The 1,943-nt window shown below is 40.1% G+C and carries 1 protein-coding gene; it reads right to left on the bottom strand.

Translation table 11 applies throughout. The features are described 5' to 3' along the window. Window positions 1-99 precede the first annotated feature (99 nt). A complete protein-coding gene (locus tag ABGY95_RS07770; protein ID WP_347441118.1) occupies window positions 100-1,266 on the bottom strand; it encodes a glycosyltransferase family 1 protein in 1,167 nt (388 codons plus the stop codon). Window positions 1,267-1,943: the final 677 nt, after the last annotated feature.

Below are 1,943 nucleotides of genomic sequence, written 5' to 3'. Positions count from 1 at the left end.
GTCCGGTCGAATGTACCGCACTCGAAATGCGGCGTACCGCAAGGTACCGTGGGTTCGAATCCCACCCTCTCCGCCAAATTACATATTGAGTATACGAGACTATTTTGTGTGATTTAAGATTGTTGATTGGTACAGTTGTAGCATCTGTTCTGTAATTATCTTGTTGTCGAATTTCTGTGCGTATGAGTGGCCATTTTTTACCATTTTACGGCGCAAACTATCGTCCGATAAGATGTCGATTATGCTACTTGCGATCTCATCTGGGCTTTCGGGATCGATCAGTCGGGAGTCCGGTCCCGCAGCTTCCGGCATCGCGGATACATTTGATGTGATTACAGGTATCCCACTAGTCAATGCTTCTAATATGGGCATCCCAAATCCCTCGTACAAAGATGTATAAAGAAAAATGTCTGCTGCTTGATAAACTGCGGGCAGATCTTCAGTTTCAACTCGTTTTGGGAAAATTATCCAGCTATCTAGGCCATTGTTCTTTATGTATTCACCGATAACATTGCTGTAAGAAGTTTTTGCTCCTACCACAACTAGTGGTAAGCGATCGGCACGAGGAATAATATTTAGGGCTTTAACCACCGATAAAAGGTTTTTTCTCTCAGACATTGAACCAACATATAGAAGATACCTTTCCGGTAATCCATAATTAGATTTTGTTTGTTGAATTGTTTCGGCTGTTGCAATTTTGTGATATCTATAGTCGCACGCTGAGTAAATTACAGATATTTTCTTTGGAGAAATGGAGAAAATATTAACAATATCCCTTTTTGTGCTCTCACTTACAGCGATTATTTTGTCACTGATCGAGCAAGCATTGATTAGCTGTGATTCATAAAGCTTATGATCGTCGTCCGGAGAAAATTCTGGATAGTGTCGATAGATTAGATCGTGAACAGTAACTACTATTGGCACACGTTTCTGACGAACTGAACGTGGAATTTGGTGGGCAAGTCCATGATAAATGTCAATTCCCTGACTGTAGAGGGTGCGCTTGGCACCTAGGAGTTTCCAATATAGATTCCGAGAGCTCGGTGGGTACACAACTTTTATTGAATCTAAGTCTCTGACTTGTCTGACCTCTGATGACGAAAACGTGGGCAGTTTTTTAAGAACTTTATAGCTGTCGTGTGCAATCAATACACAGCGTGTCTCTGGGTAAAACTTATAAATATCTCTAATTAGTGTTCGACTATATGTTCCGAATCCTGTCGAACTAGTCAGTAATCTTTTACTTTCAAAACCAATCGTTAGCATTTATAGATCATCAGATTGTGAGTGACCAGTGGGCGGTCCAAGCGAAGGTGGACAGTGTTGCCAGGAGACTAATTTAAAGCATTCGTTTGCCAGTTGGAATGAGTGTAAGCAGAATATGAGCTAGGTAAAGATTGCGGATGGTATTGCGCATTCTGTGAAATACTAGGCTCTTCCCAGCGTCTTGTTTTCTTCTTATCTAATCTGCCAATAATACTGAATAACTCATTTACTTGCTGTAGGTCTATGCCACCCGTTTTATCTATTCCTATTTTTTGTAGGGTCATCACACAATCTCTATTAACAGTTGTTATGTGATGCCAGTATTAACTATTGTGATTGTGGGTAATAGAAGTGATTAGAGAGCAATGCTGAGATACGTTGTAAGAGTAAGGAACGAGATTTAGACCTCGTTTGTTATAGTTAGTGGTGTGTATGTATAGCTAATCGTAAAAAGGACCTGTAAATCAATTAGATAAAGGATTAATTAGAGTAAAACATTAGAGTAAAATATATTAGATAATGCTAATAGAAGTGGAAAAATACTACATTAATAGGGTATTTTGATGATAGTGAGAACACGATACATCATCCTCGAAATGCGGCGTCCCGCAAGGTACCGTGGGTTCGAATCCCACCCTCTCCGCCATTTAACTGAACTGATTCAGACAACCTCTGGA

The sequence above is a fragment of the Rubritalea sp. genome (assembly GCF_039830215.1).
GTDB lineage: Bacteria > Verrucomicrobiota > Verrucomicrobiia > Verrucomicrobiales > Akkermansiaceae > Rubritalea.
This window is presented reverse-complemented; position numbering and strand designations above follow the sequence as displayed.